Below are 17,817 nucleotides of genomic sequence, written 5' to 3'. Positions count from 1 at the left end.
TGAAGCCTTGTCCGTGTCAGCGAGGGCGTATATTAAGGATCTACAGATTTTGTGCAACCTTTTTTTTAAGATATTTTAAATTAATTTAAAATATCTTAAATCTCAATGATGCGAAGCTCTTTAGGCATAGAAAACGAAACGTTCTCTTCTCTACCTTTTAACTCCTGAGGAGCACTACCACCTTCTTTAATAAGACGATCTATTACTTCATTAACCAATACTTCTGGCGCGGAAGCGCCTGCTGTTACGCCAATGCTACGGATACCTTTCAACCAATCACATTGGATCTCACTCGCATTATCGATTAAATAGGCTTTTGCCCCCATTCGTTCCGCCAGCTCACGAAGACGATTTGAGTTAGAGCTATTAACAGAGCCCACCACAAGAACCAATTCAGATTCTTCGGCTAACGTCTTCACAGCATCCTGACGATTTTGCGTGGCGTAACAAATGTCATCTTTCTTAGGTCCACGAATCATCGGAAAGTGTTTTCGAAGCGCATCAATAACCACAGAAGTATCATCCATAGATAACGTAGTCTGAGTCACGAAGGCAAGACATTCAGGATTTTTAACCTGAAGCTTTGCGACGTCAGCAGGGCTCTCTACTAAATAGATAGCACCACCTTGACGGACATCGTACTGCCCCATTGTCCCTTCTACTTCCGGATGACCATCATGACCGATTAAAATACACTCCATACCGTCACGAGAATAACGCAACACCTCAAGATGTACTTTTGTTACCAATGGACAGGTTGCGTCAAATACCTTTAAGCCTCTATTTGTTGCTTCATCGCGTACCGCTTTTGAAACACCGTGAGCACTAAAAATAACAATGTTATCGTCTGGTACTTGGTCAAGCTCATCCACAAAAACCGCACCACGCGCTTTTAAAGACTCAACCACGAATTTATTATGAACCACTTCATGACGCACATAAATAGGCGCTTCAAACAAATCCAAACAACGATTAACAATATCTATGGCTCTATCAACACCCGCACAAAAACCTCTCGGGTTAGCAAGCTGAATAGCAAAACTCATGCGACAGCCTCAACAGCGATGATGTTTACTCTAAACGTCAATGAGCGACCAGCAAGAGGATGATTAAAATCCACAACAACCTCTTTCTCACCAATCTCTGCAATGACGCCCGGCAGTTCATTTTTACTCATATCCGCAAATGAGATAACCATTCCTTCCTCGATATCCATAGCGAATTGCGAACGAGGTATACGCTGGATATTGCTTTGATTGTGCGCACCAAAAGCTTTTTCTGGCGGCATAACAAAAGAAGCCTCCTCACCCACTTTCATGCCTAACAAAACTTCCTCGAATGTTGGCAGCAGATTGCCATCACCAAACACGAAGCTAGCTGGAGATTGTGAAAAGTTAGAGTCGACAATTTGCCCATCTTCCAATGACAGCTCAAAATGCAGAGTCACACGACTTTCAGCCGTAATTGCATTCATTTTTTCACCTCTTCCGGTTTTTTTGACACAAAACTCTCAAGCAACATCAAAATAACACCGATTGTAATCGCGCTATCAGCAACATTAAATGCTGGGAAATACCAAGATTGCTGCCAATGGAATTGCAAAAAATCCACGACATGCCCGTAAACCAATCGGTCGTACAGATTGCCAATCGCCCCTCCTAGCACAAACGTCAGTGCCAACGCTTCCAACCGATTTGTGTCTGCAATTTTAACCAAACGCCAACTAATTCCTACCACTACCGCGACGGCAATGATAGAAAAAAACCAACGCTGCCAGCCACCCGCTTGCGCAAGAAAACTAAAGGCAGCACCCGTGTTATACCTTAGCGTTAAATCAAAGAATGAGAAGACAGCAATCTCTTGTCCATAAAACAAGTTGGACTCAATTGCTTGCTTAGTCACCCAATCCAAGACAAAAAGAATAAGGGCCAGCGCCCACCAGCGCTGGACTCGTTTCCACACAATCAAAGCTGTCATTAGGCGTAAAGGCGTTGTTCACCTTCCCCATCTGGCAAGTTAGAGATACAACGATCACACAACTCTGGGTGCGCTTCTCGTTTACCCACTTCTTCGCGATGATGCCAGCAACGCACACACTTAGTGTATTTGCTCAGCTCAACGTGGACTTTCAGACCATCAAGATCAGTGGCGACTGCATCATCACTCGCTTGAGACAAAGACAACACCTTAACGTCAGAAGCAATTAAGACAAAGCGCAGCTCTTCACCTAGACGGTTCAATGTTGCTTGCAAAGCATCATCACAATACAGCGTGATATCAGCACTTAAGCTCGCTTTCATCTTGCCTTCACTACGCGCCGCTTCTAGTACTTTATTGGTTGCCACTTTTGCTTCAAGAACGTGTTTCCAGAACTCACGTCCCATTGGCTCATCGCCAGCTAACTCCTCGAGACCTTCGTACCATGTTTCCAAGAAAACTGACTCGCTACGCTCTCCAGGTAATGTTTGCCAGATTTCGTCAGCAGTGAAGCTCAATATAGGTGCAATCCAACGAGTAAAGGCCTCCATCACATGATAAAGCGCGGTTTGCGCTGAACGGCGAGCCAAACTGTCCTTTTGCGTCGTATATTGACGATCTTTAATAACATCCAGATAAAAACCGCCCAAATCCACGGAACAGAAATTCTGAATTTTCTGGTTAACCGTATGAAATTGGTACTCGTTATAGGCCTTATTCAACTCTTTTTGCAACAAAGCCGCACGATCCACAATCCAACGATCCAGCGCAATCATGTCACTTGAAGGCACCATATCAGTGGCTGGATTAAAGCCATTCAAGTTTGCCATCATGAAACGTGCCGTATTACGAATGCGACGATAAGAGTCCGCAACACGCTTAAGAATTTCATCAGAGACTGTCATTTCAGTGGTGTAATCGGTTGCCGCAACCCATAGACGAATGATATCCGCGCCTAAGGTATCCATGACTTTCTGCGGTGACAACACATTACCCAAAGACTTCGACATCTTACGACCGTCACCATCAACGGTAAAACCGTGAGTGAGCACTTGCTTGTATGGCGGCACACCACGAATCGCAATAGACGTTTTCAATGAAGACTGGAACCAACCACGATGCTGATCTGAACCCTCTAGGTACAAATCGGCTGGGAAGCTCAGCTCATCACGCTGATCGATAACAGAATAATGCGTTACACCAGAGTCAAACCATACATCCAGCGTGTCCGTTACCTTACTGTATTTTTCAGCATCCGCACCCAACAACGCTTCTGCTTCCATTTCAAACCAAGCATCGATGCCTTCCACTTCGATACGCTTCGCCACTTCTTCAATCAAACGTGGCGTTTCAGGATGAAGCTCTTGAGTTTCTTTGTTGATAAACAAAGCAATTGGCACACCCCAAGTACGCTGACGAGACACACACCAATCCGGGCTGTTATTCAACATCCCTTCCATACGGTTTTGTCCCCAGCTTGGCACCCACTTCACACCTTCAACCGCATGCTTAGCTGAATCGAGCAAACCTTCTTTGGTCATACTGATAAACCACTGAGGTGTCGCACGGAAGATAAGAGGTGTTTTAGTACGCCAGCAATGTGGATAACTGTGGAAAATCTTCGACTCACACACCAAAGCGTTATTACGATTCAGCGCTTCAAGCACGACGTCATCTACTTTATAAACATGCAACCCTGCAAATTCGCCAGCCGCATCAGAGTAAACACCATTGTCTTGCACAAGATTAATCGTACCAATGCCATTTTCACGACCGACGTTAAAGTCATCTACGCCGTGGTCAGGTGCAGTATGTACGCAGCCCGTACCCGCTTCAGTGGTAACATGTTCACCCAAAATGACAGGAATATCGCGTTCTAGGAACGGATGATTCAACACAGTACCTGCCAATTCCGCACCAAGGGTACGACCAACAATGCGGAAATCAGCAACGCCGTAGCGAGACATCACACTTGCGACCATGTCTTCAGCAACGATTAAACGCTCTTTGCCTAGCCCCATATCCACTTCAACTAGCGCATAGTTAAATTCTGGATGAACAGAAACCGCTTGGCTTGCTGGAAGCGTCCAAGGTGTCGTCGTCCAGATAACAACAGAAACCTTGCCTTCCCCCTCAACATCAGAGAATTTAGCAAGCAAGGCCGCTTCGTCTTGTGGCGCATAACGCACATCCAAAGACAAAGACGTTTTATCTTGATATTCCACTTCGGCTTCCGCCAACGCAGAGCCACCCACCACACTCCAGTAAACGGGCTTAAAGCCTTTGACCAAATGACCGTTCTCAGCAATCTTGCCTAAAGCTCGAACAATATTTGCTTCTGTCTTGAAATTCATCGTCAGATAAGGATTTTCCCAATCCCCCATGATGCCCAAGCGAATAAAATCCTTTTTCTGCTCTTCGATCTGCGTATAGGCGTATTCGCGGCATTTTGCACGAAACTCTTTATAAGATACTTTCGCGCCTGCTTTACCGATCAGCTGCTCAACTTTGTGCTCGATTGGCAAACCATGACAATCCCAACCAGGAATATAAGGCGCATCAAAGCCACTGACGGTTTTGGACTTAACAATAATATCTTTGAGGATTTTGTTAACCGCGTGACCAATATGAATACTGCCATTTGCGTACGGAGGACCATCATGAAGAATAAAAGATTTACGGCCTTTACTTACATCACGTACTTTTTTATACAGATCCATATCCTGCCAATGCTTCAGCATTGCAGGTTCACGTTTTGCCAAATCTCCGCGCATTGGGAAATCTGTATCTGGCAAATTCAGTGTCGGTTTATAATCACTCATGGTTTATCGATTTATCCTCAAAGATCATCAGTTCACTGATTGGACAAAGAAACGTAACGCGGCCTCTTTATCACATTGAATTTGTTTTTCCAGCTCATCTAGGCCGGCCATTTTTCGCTCTGCCCTGATAAAATGACAGAAAGTTACCTGCACATATTGATCATACAGATCGCCATTAAAATCGAACAAATGCACTTCTAATATCGGCGTTTTTCCTTGAACGGTAGGACGCACACCAATATTAGCAACGCCATGATGGGAAACACCCTCAACCATAAAGGTCACAGCGTACACACCAGACAAGGCAGATTTAATACCTTTAAGATGCACATTAGCCGTTGGGAAACCCAGCTTGCGACCAAGCTGCTGACCATGTATTACCCGGCCGCTTAACGTGACCGAGTGTCCCATGTTCATTTGCGCGGCGGTTATATCACCGCGCTCTAGAGCATCCCTAACCAGAGTACTACTTACTCGCTCATTTAGAGCGTTTAACACTGACGGTGTATTTTCAACATCAAAACCGTGCTGACTGCCAAATTCTTGTAGATAATAAAAATCACCTTGTCGATCACAGCCAAAGCGAAAGTCATCCCCCACTACTAAATGCTTTACAGACAAACCATCCAGCAAAATTTGCTGGCAAAATGCCTGCGCATCTAATTGTTGCAGTTTCGGGTTGAACGGCATACAGAGCACATAATCAATCCCCTGCCCCTCTAACAACTTCACCTTATCACGCAAGCGACCGATGCGACCTGGCGCCGTATCAGGAGCAAAGAACTCTCTAGGCTGAGGCTCAAAAATCATAATCGCAGCAGGCGAATCGTATTGTTTAGCTAAGGCTTTAACGCGTGCCAATATCGCACCGTGACCTAAATGAACACCGTCAAAATTCCCTATCGTCAGCACGCATTCTTTATGCTTTGAACGGATATTATGAATACCGCGAATTAACTCCATAGAACCCCGTACAAAACAATTAAATCCAGCGTCGAAAAAATATCGTCGATTATATAGCAGTTAACCAGATGAAGGTAGGCCAGAACTTGAACAAGCTGTGCAAACCGATAATCAAGGCAAAAAACACACAAAGTATATCTAATGTTTTAAAATAGAAGGCCGCAATCCTGCCGCCACCGCCACCAAAACGTAGACCAACACACCGCAAACAACCACCATCAAGGTACAACCCACCCGAGTCCAATCATCCATCTGTGTCCATTGCCAGCCTTGCTGTAAAAACAGATACAAACACGCACCCAGCGCCATGGTCGCACTCACTAAAATACGCAACAGCCGTCCCCATTGTGCCGAAAATACATGGAATTGCTGTTTATACAAACCACGCCACAACAAGAAAGCATTTAATCCGGCCGACAGACTCGTCGCCAATGCCAAGCCAACATGCCCAAGCGGCCCCACCAAAATTAAGTTCAGCACCATGTTCGAAACCATAGCAATGATCCCAATACGCACTGGCGTTCTGATGTCTTGCCTTGCGTAATAACCAGGCGCCAAGACCTTAATCAACATCATAAACACCAAACCCAATGAGTAAGCCTGCAGACTTTGCGCCGCCATCTGAACATCGTTTACCGTTAACTCGCCTCGGTAAAAGATCGTCGCAATCAAAGGCTCAGCCAACATAAATAGCGCAAGCGAAGAGGGAATAGCAATCAGTAACAAAATTCGTAACGCCCAATCAAGCGTATCGGAAAACTTCGACGATTCACCACCCGCAAAACTGCGCGACATAGAAGGTAAGATAACAGTACTAATCGCGATAGCGAAAATTCCCAGAGGCAACTCATATAAACGATCAGACAGGTACAGCCAGGTAATACTGCCTGTTTGCAGAAAAGACGCCAGCACCGTATCCAATAATAGATTAATTTGACTCACGGACACGCCAAATAAAGCAGGCACCATCAAGAGTAAAATACGCTTTACACCAGGATGGCCAAAGCCCAGTGTTGGCATAGGCAGCAATTTAAGTCTTGCCAAAAAGGGTATTTGGAACATTAGCTGTATCAAGCCAGCAAAAAAAACCCCCCATGCTACAACCGTCTCAGCCTGAGCAGCCGAACGAGCAAAAAACATAGTCGCCACAATCAGCGAGATATTCAAGAAAATTGGTGTAATCGCGGGGACCGCATACTCACCATGGGCGTTTAAAATCCCACCAGCCAAGGCTGTCAAAGAAATAAACAATAAATACGGGAATGTGATCACCAATAAATCCGACGCCAGAGATAATTGGCCATCATCTCCCGCAAAACCCGGCGCAAAAATATATACCACCCATGGCGCGCAAACCATAAACAACACAGTCACACACAACAAAACCAAAGCAAGAGAACCGCTTACCGCAGCCACTAGGGCACGAACCTCATCTTTGCCCTCTTTCACTCGATAGTCACTTAAAACAGGAACAAAGGCCTGAGCAAATGCCCCTTCGGCAAATAACCGACGAAAAAAGTTAGGAATTTTAAAGGCAACATAAAATGCGTCCGCACTGCCACTCGCCCCCAAAACAAACGCCAAAGCCGCATCCCTCACCAAACCAAGAATACGAGAAAGAAACGTACAAATAGAAACCAAGACACCAGAACGCAATAAAGACAAAGACTTAGGCTCTTTGTTCGAAACAGATTTTTTCTTAGACATAGGTATTTTCTTTTACAACATCGAAAGAGGCGACACAAACACACCAAGAATACCACCTGCAACGAGTAGAGCGCAGCCAAATATATAAGCTCATTTGATTAAATTTTGTATAATAGGGTTGTGGCAACGCTAAAAACTGGTAAAATCCGCCGCGAGATTTCAAAGTTAAAACTTGACATTAATTTCATGACACAGCAGAGTGCTGTGTCATTACTTATTCCAAAATTAAAGGAGCCAGACCGTGGCAAATTCCGCCGGTTCAAAAAAACGCGCGCGCCAAGCAATCAAAAGCCGCGCTCACAATGGTAGCCTTCGTTCAATGGTTCGCACATACTTGAAAAAAGTAGATGCGGCTATCGAAGCAGGCAATCAAGCTGACGCACAAGCAGCTTACGTTCTAGCAACTTCTAAGCTAGACAAAGCCGCTGACAAAGGCCTATATCACAAAAACAAAGCAGCTCGTCATAAGAGCCGCTTGAGTGCTAAAATCAAAGCACTGGCCTAATACCTATAAAAAAACCGGCAAATGCCGGTTTTTTTATGTCTGCTATTTATTCTTTTCCCTTAGAAGCATTCATACTTCCGACCGGAATAATACACGACAACAGCCTCAACCAAATAACACCACCAACCAGACCACAGCCGCTAAGACCAGCGCCAACATAACCGCCGCCGATCCCAGATCTTTCGCACGACCAGACAGCTCATGATGCTCACTACTAATTCGGTCAACCACCGCCTCGACACTAGAGTTGAGCGTCTCAACGATCAACACCAATCCCACCGAAAAAATCAGCACAGCACGCTCAAGCCCCGTATCACCAAGCCAGATAGCAAAAGGTAAAGAGATCAAAAACAAAACCGCCTCTTGACGAAACGCGGCTTCATGCTTCCATTGAGCTCGCAAACCTTGATAGGAATATTTCGAAGCACTCAATACACGATCTAAACCCACTTTACCTGGTTTTGCCATGACAACCTCTTTTTAAATAATAACCAAATCATCACGGTGAATAAGCTCTGGCTCACCTTTGTAACCCAAAATCTCACCAATATTAGACGAAGGCTGACCAAGCAATTTCAAAGTTTCCGCCACACTGTAGTTCACTAAACCACGCGCCACCAAACCACCATGCAGATCCACACAAATAACCATATCACCGCGCGAAAAAGTGCCCTGCGCGTCTTTCACACCAACCGATAGTAAACTCGTACCACCTTGACGCAAAGCCTTCACCGCACCATCATCTAAAATCAATGCGCCACGACTCTTCAAATGTCCAGCCAACCACTGCTTACGCGCCGCCACTCGACCATGCTCCGGTTGCAGCCACGTGCCCAGCATTTCGCCCGACGCCGCTCGTACAATCACGTCTTTCTCACGTCCTGAGGCAATCAGAGTATCAGCACCAGAACGCGCCGCCAAACGCGCCGCCCGCACCTTAGTAAGCATCCCCCCACTGCCCAACACACCAGCACCACCACTGGCCATCGACTCCAAACGATCGTCCGAAGCAGAAATATGCGAGATTAATGTTGCATCTTGATGATCGCGTGGATTTTTATTAAACAATCCCTGCTGATCCGTCAAAATAATCAGCACATCGGCTTCGATCAGGTTAGCCACCAGAGCCCCTAAAGTGTCGTTATCACCAAAACGAATCTCATCGGTTACAACGGTGTCATTTTCGTTGATTATGGGTACAACACCGAAGCCAAGCAAAGTCCGCAATGAAGAACGCGCGTTTAAATAGCGTCGACGATTGGATAAATCATCATGAGTCAATAAAATCTGCGCCGTGCATAAGCCATGCTTCTCAAAATGAGACTCATAAACGCCTACCAATTCCATTTGACCAACGGCCGCCGCCGCCTGCAATTCATTAACCTGCGTGGGGCGAGAAGAAAAACCAAGGCGCTTCATACCGGCCGCAATAGAGCCAGAAGACACTAAAACAACTTCCTTACCTTGTGATCGCAATTGCGCAATTTGAGCAACCCACAGACCAATTCGAGCGACGTCCAATCCTTGACCATCGTTTGTCAATAAAGCACTGCCTATCTTGACAACGACACGCTGCGCCTTTGCTATTTTTTCTCGCATTTCCATGATACTACTTATTCCCACCAATCAGATTAGCTAACGTATTCCACTTCCACATCGTAATCATCTTCATCAAAATCGTCATCATCAAGCAATAAACCCGCTTTACGACGTTTTTCACGCAACGACATGATACGACTGCGACCTTCTTCATCAATCAAGGTACGCATGGCTTTTTCTTTTTCACGGGCTTCTGCACTTTCCGCTAACAACTCACGTTTTTCATCCAGCGCCGTCATCAAATCCAAACACAAAACTTCTGTGCCTTCACCAGATATCGCAGAGATTCGGTAAGCTTTACCTTGCCATCCAAGCGCATCAATCACACTCTGACAACGCTCTTCCAACTCATCTTCTGGCACCATGTCAGTTTTATTCAAAACCAACCAACGATCACGCTCTGCCAAAGCTGGACTGAACTGATGCAGCTCATTTACCGCAATGACGGCCGCTTCCGCTGGAGTAATCTCATCCCAAGGCGCCAAATCAACGATGTGCAACAAAATACGGTTACGCACCAAGTGCTTCAAGAAACGAATACCAAGACCCGCGCCTTCAGACGCCCCCTCGATAATTCCTGGAATATCAGCGATTACAAAGCTCTGGTGCTTCTTCACCTTAACAACACCAAGGTTTGGTACCAAGGTAGTGAACGGATAATCTGCCACTTTTGGCTTAGCAGAAGACACCGCACGAATGAACGTCGATTTGCCCGCATTGGGAAGACCAAGCAAGCCCACGTCCGCCAACACTTTCATTTCCAGCTTCAGCGTACGCTCTTCACCTATCGTACCTTTTGTCGTCTGTCTTGGTGCACGGTTGGTACTGGATTTGAATCGAGTATTCCCCAAACCATGATGACCACCCTGAGCGACTTTCAATTTCTGCCCATCACGAACAAGGTCACCTAGCGTCTCGCCAGTATCCTCGTCAATAACCGTCGTACCGATAGGCACTTTAATCTCAAGATCAGCACCTTTCGCGCCAGTCATATCTCGACCTTGGCCGCCCTCTCCGCTTTCCGCAATGTATTTCTTGGTAAAACGAAAATCGATCAGAGTATTTAAGGCTTCATCAGCAACCAGTATTACACTGCCGCCATTGCCGCCATCACCCCCATCAGGACCCCCTTTCGCCACGAACTTCTCGCGCCAAAAGCTTAACGCTCCATTACCGCCTTTACCCGCTCTTACATAGATACTGGCTTCATCAACAAATTTCACAGATACACCTCGTCGGTGGATTATCAGAATCAACAAACGCTGATTATAGAATTCTTCCAAAAAAAAAGCCCCGCGTCGCGGAGCTTTTTTTAAGTTTTTCAGTAAGCAATTAAGCCGCTACGACAGAAACTGTACGACGCTTTAACTTACCTTTCACTTCAAACTTCACTTGGCCTTCAGCAACAGCGAACAAAGTGTGATCTTTACCAATTTGAACACCAACACCAGGGTGGAACTGAGTACCACGCTGACGAACAAGGATGTTACCTGGGATCACAACTTGACCACCAAAACGTTTGACACCTAATCGTTTCGACTCGGAATCGCGACCGTTACGAGTACTACCACCCGCCTTTTTATGAGCCATGACTTACTCCTTAAATTTGAATAGTTAGCGCTTAGTTAATGCCAGTAATTTTCACTTCCGTGAACCACTGACGATGACCCATACGCTTCATAGAGTGCTTACGACGACGGAATTTCAAAATTTTCACTTTGTCTCCGCGACCGTGAGCAACAACCTCAGCTGTTACTTTCGCGCCTTCTACAACTGGTGCACCAACTTTAATGTCGTCGCCATTGCATACAAGAAGAACGTCATCGAATTGAATCGCGCCACCTTCTTCAACAGCTAATTTCTCAACCTTAAGGGTTTGGCCTTCTTCTACACGGTATTGCTTACCGCCAGTTTTGATCACTGCAAACATGTTCTTCTCCAATGAGATTTACCCGGCTACTGAAATTGAATTTGACCTACTTCTAGTGGCAAAAACTTCTGCCCAAATTGGACAAAAATTGCTAACCATATGATAGGGAGCAAAATGTGGGTAAATCGGACGCAAGATTGTACAAAATCACACCACCTAATACAAGCTAAAAGCAATCTCTTTATACATTTTTCGCAATGTGGGTTGACCCTGACACAAGCCTTACCTAGCATGAGGCACACTTGCTGATCAGCTTGAGATTATTTAGCTTCGGAAATTGCATGCAACCTATACAAATACATGATGTTGTGGCCAATGAATTTGGCCAAGTGAACGATTATATTGTGTCACAACTTAGCAGTGACATCCCACTCATAGAGCAAATCGGCTACTACATCATTAGTAATGGTGGAAAGCGGCTCAGGCCACTATTGGTGTTATTAGCGGCAAAGGCGAGTGCTGAACTCGACGCAACCAAACTCGAACAAGCCATTCAAATGGCAACGATCATTGAGTTTATCCACACATCAACCTTATTACATGATGATGTCGTCGATGAGTCCGATATGCGTCGTGGCAAAAAAACCGCCAACGAAGAATGGGGCAATGCGCCCAGTGTACTCGTCGGTGACTTTCTCTATTCTCGCGCTTTTCAAATAATGGTGGATGTTGGCAGCATGCAATGCATGAGTATTTTAGCCAAAACAACCAATATTATTGCCGAAGGCGAAGTGCAACAACTCATCAACTGTGGCGACCCAGATACGACAGAAGCCAGCTATCTGAAAGTCATTCAATACAAAACAGCAAAACTGTTTGAAGGTGCTGCACTTTGTGGCGCCGTTGTCGCCGGCGCAAACAGCACATACCAAGAAGCTCTAAGACAATTTGGCATGTATGTTGGTACCGCTTTTCAACTCATTGATGATGTGATGGATTACACCAGCACAGCCGAAGAAATGGGCAAAAGTGTTGGTGATGACCTCGCCGAAGGCAAGCCTACCTTACCACTTATTTTTACCATGAAGCATGGCTCAGTAGATGCCGCCGAACGCGTAAAACAAGCCATACTAACCGGTGGACTCGACCAACTAGACGCCATTATCAATGATGTACAAAGCTGTGGAGCCATTGAATACACGCAGAAAAAAGCTCAAGAACAGGCTGACCTCGCCATTGAAGCCATTGCCCCCTTACCAGAGTCTGATTACAAACTGGCTCTTATCGCACTCGCGAACGCCTCAGTGAAACGCCGTAACTAGCGAATGGCTAATAAGCGCATTACTTAATGCCAAACACAGATAACACAAATAGGTGTTTGGCTTAAGTAGTGCGACCCATCTATACCGTTTTATTCAATACATTCATGACGACCTGAGCCGACATAGAAGAATCCTGCTGCATAAAGCAATGCCCGCCTTCAACCTCGATCACGTTAATGTTTGGGTTTAATCTTGCTGCCAATTGATAAGCCTCTTTGAAATACCCAAAGGTATCTTTACCTTGAATAATATAAGTCGGCACAGATATGTTCGATATGGTGCGCCACAGACCTTTAGGGTAGCTTGAGAAGATAGCCGCCTCCATCCAAGACGGACAACCCAGTTGATAATGCCCTTTTTCATCACACTTAATTGAAGAATCGATATAATCTTCAAGGCAACTCGGCTCCCAACCCTTAAATGTCCCTCTTTCAAAAAAATTACTCTTCACTTGCGCAAAGCTTTCCCATTGCGTACGTCGTCGTTTGGCCTGCTTAGCCAATGGAATCTGACTCTTTAACCCCGCCAGCTTAGCACCACGCATCATCCAAATTAAACGCGGTGGAAAAAGCGCAGGATCCAACAAGATCAAACGGTCAAACAGAGTGGCGTCCTGCTCTCCCATCAATGCGGTCATACAACCACCGAAACTATGCCCCATACCGATCAATTCAGTTTTTGGCAAGGCAACACGTTGCGCCTTGAGAGACTCGACAAACCGAGAAGCGGTTGCATTCCAACCAATAAAGGCGTTGCCTGGCGTTGATTCACCGTGACCTGCGGCGTCCTGCATAATCAAGTTATATCCCGTCACCTTCTCTAAAAAGCATAAATAGGTTTTCACCGAAAAACCGTTGCCATGAAGAAAATGAATGGTTGGCCGATGCTCCTCTATTTCTCCAAGGTATCCTTGAATATAACCATCATCAACCTTGTACTGCCACGAAGACAAATTTTGCTTTCTTTTTGAACTCATAAGGACATCCAACACAATCAAGACATCGTAAAAAAGCATCTTAGCAGAAAAAATCATCGCAAATGACATGAACAAATCGAGGCAAAAACCGCCCTTATCTTCAATCTCTCCGCTCAAACACGACAAACAACGTAAAAATGATCACTTTTCATGCAGGTAATTTGGTTTTTTTCCGTTCAAACATTCATATTAGGGTTTCAAACCGATATAATCAGTTGGATTTTCTACTGCAAACTGGACCACGACAATCCGCCAGACTATTTTAAGTCATCGGCTGGATGTGGATATAGGACTATAATGACTACAGCTTCATCTTTTGAAAAAGACGAACTATTAAAATGCGGCCACGGTGAAATGTTTGGTGCAGGCAATGCCCAACTTCCTGTTGGCAATATGCTAATGATGGATCGCATTACTCACATCTCGACTGAAGGCGGGGAACACGGCAAAGGCGAAATTATTGCTGAGCTAGACATACATCCTGACCTGTGGTTTTTTGCCTGTCACTTCCCTGGCGATCCAGTTATGCCTGGCTGCCTAGGCTTAGATGCGATGTGGCAGCTAGTAGGATTTTTTCTTGGCTGGAAAGGCAACAAAGGCCGCGGGCGCGCATTAGGCTCTGGTGAAGTGAAATTCACTGGACAAATTCTTCCTACCGCGAAAAAAGTTACTTTTCATATCAACTTGAAACGCGTTATTGAGCGCAAGTTGGTGATGGGAATTGCAGACGGAAGTGTGAAAGTTGACGGCCGTGAAATTTACACCGCAAAAGACTTGCGTGTAGGCTTATTCACTTCAACTGATAACTTCTAAAGATTAAGAATGAAAGAGGCACATTTATGCGTCGTGTAGTAGTAACAGGTCTTGGCATTGTCAGCTGCCTAGGCAATGACAAAGAGAGCGTTCTAAACTCCTTACGTGAAGGTCAGTCAGGCATTCGTTTCGCTGAAGACTATAAAGAACATGGCTTTCGTAGCCACGTTTGTGGTCGTATTGATTTAGATGCAGAAAGTATTGATCGCAAAATTCGTCGCTTCATGGGCGATGCGGCAACCTATGCTTATGTCTCCATGCAACAAGCCATTCTTGACGCTGGCTTAACTGAAGACCAAGTATCCAATATTCGCACAGGCCTAGTCGCGGGATCTGGCGGCGCCTCAGCCAAAAACCTAGTTGACTCTGCAGACACACTACGTGAAAAAGGCGTTAAACGCGTTGGTCCATACCGCGTCACTCAAACCATGGGCAGTACCGTTTCTGCTTGTTTGGCGACACCGTTCAAAATCAAAGGCGTTAACTACTCTATCACCTCTGCTTGTTCTACCAGTGCACACTGTATCGGTAACGCCATGGAACTTATCCAGCTAGGCAAACAAGATATCGTTTTTGCCGGTGGCGGTGAAGAAGAAAGCTGGACCCAAACATGTATGTTTGATGCGATGGGCGCGTTGTCTTCTAAATATAATGACACCCCTGAGAAAGCGTCTCGTGCTTACGATGCGAATCGTGACGGTTTTGTTATTGCCGGTGGCGGTGGTATGTTGGTTATCGAAGAATTAGAACATGCAAAAGCTCGTGGCGCTAAGATCTATGCCGAACTAGTCGGTTACGGTGCTACATCTGATGGTTATGACATGGTGGCCCCTTCTGGTGAAGGCGCGGTGCGTTGTATGCAGATGGCAATGAGTACGATTGATGGCGACATTGACTACATCAACACTCATGGTACTAGTACACCTGCTGGCGATATGAAAGAACTTCAAGCGGTTAATGAAACGTTTGGCGACAAGATCCCATTAATCAGCTCAACAAAATCGCTATCTGGCCACTCTTTGGGCGCTGCTGGCGTTCATGAAGCCATCTACTGCTTACTAATGATGGAAAACGATTTCATTGCAGCATCGGCAAACATTGATGAGCTTGATCCAGCGGCAGGTAACATTCCAGTCGTTACCACTCGCAAAGACAATGCAAACTTGAACATGATTATGTCTAATAGCTTCGGATTCGGCGGCACCAACGCCAGCTTAGTATTCAAAAAATACACAGCGTAAAAATAGTCTTGAGCAACAAAAAAGCCGCATCATTGATGCGGCTTTTTCATGTCAACTTAACATGCGATTTAACTAAAACAGAAAGTCATTTCCTTTCGGAAGTTTCGCCATTTCTGCTCGCATCCAAACATCCATTTCTTCATGTAATGCTGAGGTTTTCTTGCCTTCAGACTCAATAATCGGCCCAATAACCACCCTAATGGATCCTGGAAATTTACGCCAACGCTTACCAGGCCAAGTGTAACCAGCATTATGTACCACAGGTAAAATGGGCACGCCCGCCGAAGTCGCTAACATGGCAGCACCCTTGTTAAAGGCTTGCTCTTCATTCGGTGCGATTCGCGTGCCTTCCGGAAAAATCAGCACCGAACGGCCATCGTCTAAACGCTCTTTACCCTGGCTGATTATTTGCTTCAACGCATTGGTACGCTGTGAACGATCAATGGCAATTGGCTGCACCATCCTCAATCCCCAGCCAAAGAAAGGCACTGACAACAACTCTTTCTTTAGTACCGTTGAAACCGGTGCCATCAACACTTGCAGAACATAGGTTTCCCATTCACTTTGATGGTTCGCCACCAACACCACAGGACGGCTTTTATTGATATGCTCTACACCAATAATCTCGACTTTTACGCCACAAAACACACGAAAAACAAACAACAAACCTTTATTGTGCAAGTTTAAAACGGGTTGACGATAATTTTTTGGCAGTAAGACTGTCGCAAAAGGCGCAAGCACACCAAATATGATGGTGGATACCATGTAATAAATGGAGAATATTGTTGAACCGACCCAAGATCGTAAAAACGCCCCGATATTCATTAATCGATTGCTCCCCATAACCTACTCATTAAGATATTTTTGTTGCTGCTTCAATGGATTTGCATACATTGCCAACACAGTGTCTTTTAGATTGTCAGGACAACGCTCAAGATAATTCGAAAATGCACTGTCGCTCGAAGGTAAACCCTGCTGCAAAGCAAGCGCCGCTTTATTAGTAGACTGAATCGCATAGTTGGTAATGATTTGACGGTCGACTTCCGCAACAAATTCTTCTGGCGTCTCAAAACCCTCTTTGATGACATCACCAAAAGTAACCACCACTTTACCCTTTTGACCGACAATGCCATTTTTAATGCTGTCTATGTCTTCAAACTCGGCTTTTTCATAAGAGCCCGTTGTCGATTTTTGATGCAATTCACGCGCTTTATCAAAGGCACATGGATCGTATTCATAAGCAATGGAAACAGGCACAATTTTCAAATTCGCCATAGCGTCAGAAAATGGGATCTTTTCTTTTTTCTGGCTCATAAAGAACATCTTAATAATCGCAGGATCAGTCTGATCCAAGCCATCTTTCGCACGCCCCTCTTTTTGAGCAATCCAAATGTTAGCCTGATCTTTCATTAACGAATCCGAGATATAAGCAGACAACTGCCCAAAGGCCGCCATCATTTCCCGAATGCCGTTCGCTGAACGCTTGACGATAAAGCTCTTATTTAAGCGCATCAAATCAGACACAAATGGGCGACGCAATAGGTTATCACCTATGGCAATCCGCACCGTATCCAATCCCGCTAGGTACAGACCATAGTTCACAAAAGCAGGGTCCATCGCAATGTCTCTATGATTCGACAAAAATAAATAACCCACACCTTTTTCTAGTTTTTCAATACCCCGATACTCAACATTCGTTGTCGTGGTTTTTATCATGCGCTCCATATAGCTTGCGACGCGCATTTGAAACGCATGAACATTTGATATATTGGCAATTTGGCGTTTTAACGCCAATTTAACGCAGAACGCCAAGGGCGCACGTAAAAACTTAGGCCATTGCGCGAAACGAAAACCAATAATTGTATTTATAAAATCTGGTGTTTCGACCAGATTGTTCAACACCTCGGCGACCTCATCGTCGTTGTAGGGGCGTATATCGTGAAACTGATCCATTTAATTTTCCGTCAGTAAAACTGTTTTGTTTTTTTGTTATCAAATGAGACCTGCGCACAACGAGTACGC

At 45.2% G+C, this 17,817-nt stretch carries 18 protein-coding genes; 4 read left to right on the top strand and 14 right to left on the bottom strand.

Going from position 1 to position 17,817, the window contains the following annotated elements; all coding sequences use genetic code 11:
- Nucleotides 1–95: 95 nt before the first annotated feature.
- From ispH to murJ, 6 genes are all read right to left on the bottom strand, one after another.
- The gene (gene ispH, locus DK187_RS17760) at nucleotides 96–1,046 is read right to left on the bottom strand and encodes a 4-hydroxy-3-methylbut-2-enyl diphosphate reductase (RefSeq protein WP_111608665.1); all 951 of its coding nucleotides are present in this window, start codon (nucleotides 1,044–1,046) and stop codon (nucleotides 96–98) included.
- Entirely contained in the window at nucleotides 1,043–1,474 is a 432-nt protein-coding gene (locus DK187_RS17755) for an FKBP-type peptidyl-prolyl cis-trans isomerase (protein ID WP_111608664.1), read from the bottom strand. The genes ispH and DK187_RS17755 overlap by 4 nt, the downstream gene beginning before the upstream one ends.
- A complete protein-coding gene (lspA, locus tag DK187_RS17750; RefSeq protein ID WP_111608663.1) occupies nucleotides 1,471–1,977 on the bottom strand; it encodes a signal peptidase II in 507 nt (168 codons plus the stop codon). Before lspA ends, DK187_RS17755 begins: the two co-directional genes overlap by 4 nt.
- Nucleotides 1,977–4,799, bottom strand: coding sequence for an isoleucine--tRNA ligase (gene ileS / locus DK187_RS17745; protein WP_111608662.1), 2,823 nt, complete (start codon nucleotides 4,797–4,799; stop codon nucleotides 1,977–1,979). The genes lspA and ileS overlap by 1 nt, the downstream gene beginning before the upstream one ends.
- A gap of 27 nt (nucleotides 4,800–4,826) precedes the next feature.
- On the bottom strand, nucleotides 4,827–5,762 hold the full coding sequence (ribF, locus tag DK187_RS17740; RefSeq protein WP_111608661.1) for a bifunctional riboflavin kinase/FAD synthetase: 936 nt from the start codon (nucleotides 5,760–5,762) through the stop codon (nucleotides 4,827–4,829).
- Between the two features lie 138 nt (nucleotides 5,763–5,900).
- Nucleotides 5,901–7,469, bottom strand: a complete 1,569-nt coding sequence (murJ, locus tag DK187_RS17735) for a murein biosynthesis integral membrane protein MurJ (RefSeq protein WP_111608660.1) — start codon at nucleotides 7,467–7,469, stop codon at nucleotides 5,901–5,903.
- A gap of 241 nt (nucleotides 7,470–7,710) precedes the next feature.
- On the opposite strand from murJ, the gene rpsT reads away from it, so the two are divergent.
- Nucleotides 7,711–7,974 carry a 30S ribosomal protein S20 gene (gene rpsT, locus DK187_RS17730; RefSeq protein WP_111608659.1) on the top strand — a complete coding sequence of 88 codons (264 nt, stop codon included), beginning with the start codon at nucleotides 7,711–7,713 and terminating at the stop codon, nucleotides 7,972–7,974.
- A 105-nt stretch (nucleotides 7,975–8,079) separates the two neighbouring features.
- Here the strand turns inward: rpsT and DK187_RS17725 are convergent, their stop codons facing one another.
- The 5 genes from DK187_RS17725 to rplU all read right to left on the bottom strand — a co-directional run bounded on the left by DK187_RS17725 (nucleotide 8,080) and on the right by rplU (nucleotide 11,503).
- Nucleotides 8,080–8,442 (bottom strand): diacylglycerol kinase, encoded by a 363-nt coding sequence (locus DK187_RS17725; protein WP_072841793.1) that lies wholly within the window; start codon nucleotides 8,440–8,442, stop codon nucleotides 8,080–8,082.
- A gap of 12 nt (nucleotides 8,443–8,454) precedes the next feature.
- Nucleotides 8,455–9,579 (bottom strand): glutamate 5-kinase, encoded by a 1,125-nt coding sequence (proB, locus tag DK187_RS17720; protein WP_111608658.1) that lies wholly within the window; start codon nucleotides 9,577–9,579, stop codon nucleotides 8,455–8,457.
- 26 nt (nucleotides 9,580–9,605) lie between these two features.
- Nucleotides 9,606–10,796, bottom strand: a complete 1,191-nt coding sequence (cgtA, locus tag DK187_RS17715) for an Obg family GTPase CgtA (RefSeq protein WP_111608657.1) — start codon at nucleotides 10,794–10,796, stop codon at nucleotides 9,606–9,608.
- 109 nt (nucleotides 10,797–10,905) lie between these two features.
- Entirely contained in the window at nucleotides 10,906–11,163 is a 258-nt protein-coding gene (gene rpmA, locus DK187_RS17710; RefSeq protein ID WP_111608656.1) for a 50S ribosomal protein L27, read from the bottom strand.
- Between the two features lie 31 nt (nucleotides 11,164–11,194).
- A complete protein-coding gene (rplU, locus tag DK187_RS17705; protein WP_111608655.1) occupies nucleotides 11,195–11,503 on the bottom strand; it encodes a 50S ribosomal protein L21 in 309 nt (102 codons plus the stop codon).
- Nucleotides 11,504–11,784: 281 nt separating this feature from the next.
- On the opposite strand from rplU, the gene DK187_RS17700 reads away from it, so the two are divergent.
- On the top strand, nucleotides 11,785–12,765 hold the full coding sequence (locus tag DK187_RS17700; protein WP_111608654.1) for a polyprenyl synthetase family protein: 981 nt from the start codon (nucleotides 11,785–11,787) through the stop codon (nucleotides 12,763–12,765).
- 79 nt (nucleotides 12,766–12,844) lie between these two features.
- Here the strand turns inward: DK187_RS17700 and DK187_RS17695 are convergent, their stop codons facing one another.
- Nucleotides 12,845–13,741 carry an alpha/beta hydrolase gene (locus DK187_RS17695; protein ID WP_111608669.1) on the bottom strand — a complete coding sequence of 299 codons (897 nt, stop codon included), beginning with the start codon at nucleotides 13,739–13,741 and terminating at the stop codon, nucleotides 12,845–12,847.
- Between the two features lie 297 nt (nucleotides 13,742–14,038).
- On the opposite strand from DK187_RS17695, the gene fabA reads away from it, so the two are divergent.
- Nucleotides 14,039–14,554 carry a bifunctional 3-hydroxydecanoyl-ACP dehydratase/trans-2-decenoyl-ACP isomerase gene (gene fabA, locus DK187_RS17690; RefSeq protein ID WP_111608653.1) on the top strand — a complete coding sequence of 172 codons (516 nt, stop codon included), beginning with the start codon at nucleotides 14,039–14,041 and terminating at the stop codon, nucleotides 14,552–14,554.
- Nucleotides 14,555–14,580: 26 nt separating this feature from the next.
- Nucleotides 14,581–15,795, top strand: coding sequence for a beta-ketoacyl-ACP synthase I (fabB, locus tag DK187_RS17685; RefSeq protein ID WP_111608652.1), 1,215 nt, complete (start codon nucleotides 14,581–14,583; stop codon nucleotides 15,793–15,795).
- A gap of 72 nt (nucleotides 15,796–15,867) precedes the next feature.
- Here the strand turns inward: fabB and DK187_RS17680 are convergent, their stop codons facing one another.
- A complete protein-coding gene (locus DK187_RS17680) occupies nucleotides 15,868–16,638 on the bottom strand; it encodes a lysophospholipid acyltransferase family protein (protein ID WP_223232258.1) in 771 nt (256 codons plus the stop codon).
- 3 nt (nucleotides 16,639–16,641) lie between these two features.
- On the bottom strand, nucleotides 16,642–17,748 hold the full coding sequence (locus DK187_RS17675; protein ID WP_111608651.1) for a 1-acyl-sn-glycerol-3-phosphate acyltransferase: 1,107 nt from the start codon (nucleotides 17,746–17,748) through the stop codon (nucleotides 16,642–16,644).
- Between the last annotated feature and the right edge of the window lie 69 nt (nucleotides 17,749–17,817).

Origin of the sequence: Marinomonas arctica (genome assembly GCF_003259225.1) — a bacterium.
GTDB classification, from domain to species: Bacteria; Pseudomonadota; Gammaproteobacteria; order Pseudomonadales; family Marinomonadaceae; genus Marinomonas; species Marinomonas arctica.
The sequence above is the reverse complement of the archived record's forward strand: the minus strand, read 5'-3'. Positions and strand labels throughout refer to the sequence as shown.

Coding starts and splice junctions, on each gene's coding strand:
- DK187_RS17695 (WP_111608669.1), bottom strand. CDS start 13,741: ATGAGTTCAAAAAGAAAGCAAAATTTGTCTTCGTGGCAGTACAAGGTT.
- ileS (WP_111608662.1), bottom strand. CDS start 4,799: ATGAGTGATTATAAACCGACACTGAATTTGCCAGATACAGATTTCCCA.
- rplU (WP_111608655.1), bottom strand. CDS start 11,503: ATGTTTGCAGTGATCAAAACTGGCGGTAAGCAATACCGTGTAGAAGAA.
- proB (WP_111608658.1), bottom strand. CDS start 9,579: ATGGAAATGCGAGAAAAAATAGCAAAGGCGCAGCGTGTCGTTGTCAAG.
- murJ (WP_111608660.1), bottom strand. CDS start 7,469: ATGTCTAAGAAAAAATCTGTTTCGAACAAAGAGCCTAAGTCTTTGTCT.
- DK187_RS17700 (WP_111608654.1), top strand. CDS start 11,785: ATGCAACCTATACAAATACATGATGTTGTGGCCAATGAATTTGGCCAA.
- DK187_RS17725 (WP_072841793.1), bottom strand. CDS start 8,442: ATGGCAAAACCAGGTAAAGTGGGTTTAGATCGTGTATTGAGTGCTTCG.
- DK187_RS17755 (WP_111608664.1), bottom strand. CDS start 1,474: ATGAATGCAATTACGGCTGAAAGTCGTGTGACTCTGCATTTTGAGCTG.
- DK187_RS17680 (WP_223232258.1), bottom strand. CDS start 16,638: ATGGGGAGCAATCGATTAATGAATATCGGGGCGTTTTTACGATCTTGG.
- ribF (WP_111608661.1), bottom strand. CDS start 5,762: ATGGAGTTAATTCGCGGTATTCATAATATCCGTTCAAAGCATAAAGAA.
- lspA (WP_111608663.1), bottom strand. CDS start 1,977: ATGACAGCTTTGATTGTGTGGAAACGAGTCCAGCGCTGGTGGGCGCTG.
- DK187_RS17675 (WP_111608651.1), bottom strand. CDS start 17,748: ATGGATCAGTTTCACGATATACGCCCCTACAACGACGATGAGGTCGCC.
- ispH (WP_111608665.1), bottom strand. CDS start 1,046: ATGAGTTTTGCTATTCAGCTTGCTAACCCGAGAGGTTTTTGTGCGGGT.
- rpmA (WP_111608656.1), bottom strand. CDS start 11,163: ATGGCTCATAAAAAGGCGGGTGGTAGTACTCGTAACGGTCGCGATTCC.
- fabB (WP_111608652.1), top strand. CDS start 14,581: ATGCGTCGTGTAGTAGTAACAGGTCTTGGCATTGTCAGCTGCCTAGGC.
- fabA (WP_111608653.1), top strand. CDS start 14,039: ATGACTACAGCTTCATCTTTTGAAAAAGACGAACTATTAAAATGCGGC.